The 985-nt window shown below is 59.0% G+C and carries 1 protein-coding gene; it reads right to left on the bottom strand.

Annotation, left to right across the window (positions count from 1 at the left end; genetic code table 11):
- Positions 1-985, bottom strand: a 985-nt coding sequence (locus H6A60_RS11750; protein ID WP_205104842.1) for a PhnD/SsuA/transferrin family substrate-binding protein, incomplete at both ends; no start/stop codon positions are given.

The following is a 985-nucleotide window of genomic DNA, read 5'->3' as shown; positions in this document are numbered from 1 at the left end:
GAGAGCGCTCTCGTGCGCTTTTGCACAAGCCACGACAAGGCGAAGCTTTGCAACACGAGCGCGGCCAGGCCGGCGAACGCCAAAAAGAACCAAGCCTTGTACTCATGCCAGATCCGCGGCAGAGACCAGCGGCGCAATGCGGCGTTGGAATCTTTCTCAAGCAGTCGAAGCATTCGATCCGTTTCGCTGAAGTCGGTTGCCACCTGCCAAGAAAGACCTTCAGCGGTGGGCGGCATGTGGAGAAGCGCCAGCGTCACGGTGCGCGAGATGGCTGTCGGCGCGGATGGCGTTGTTGCCAGCGTGAGACTCGGATAGAGCTTCGTCGAATGAAAGCAGTGCAGCGTCGTATGCAGTTTCGGATCGAGAACCCGCACCCAGCTCGTGTCGATCTGATGATGCTCCGCATACCATTCCGTGAGGCATGCCGGCACGACCACGGCATCGGTTCGCTTCTCGCGCAGCGCACGCAGCAACGTCGGCAAATCCGCCTTAATCGCTTCAATCTGTTGAGCTTTTTTCCCCGGCAACAGCTCCGCAAAGGCCGCCCGCACCATATCGAACTGCGCCCCCGCCTGGTCGGGATTGAATGCAACGCGCTTCCCTTCGAGATCCTGAATACGTTGCAGCGACAATTCTTCGCCCCTGACGAGAACGAGTCCGGCATCCGACTGATTCGGATCTTCCGCACGAATTGAGACGGCTGTTGCCAAATCGCGGGCGCCGTAAGGAAGCGCCTGCCGATATACCGCAGCCGACGAAATGAAGAGCGCCGCCTCCCGGTGCTCAACGTTTTCGAGCAGCATCTTCCTGCCCGTGCGTTCGATGACAATTTGATAGTCGGGCAGTGCCGCCTCTAGCGCGCGATGCGTCTGTCGGACGAGCGGTTCGTTCATGGCCGTTAAATCGTCTTGGGCAATCACGAGCTTGAGCGTTTCTGCCGAAGCATTCAGGCAGAAACTCGCAAGGAGGAGCGCTTGCACAAACT

This window comes from Sutterella massiliensis, assembly GCF_016899755.1.
Classification (GTDB): domain Bacteria; phylum Pseudomonadota; class Gammaproteobacteria; order Burkholderiales; family Burkholderiaceae_F; genus Sutterella; species Sutterella massiliensis.
This window is presented reverse-complemented; position numbering and strand designations above follow the sequence as displayed.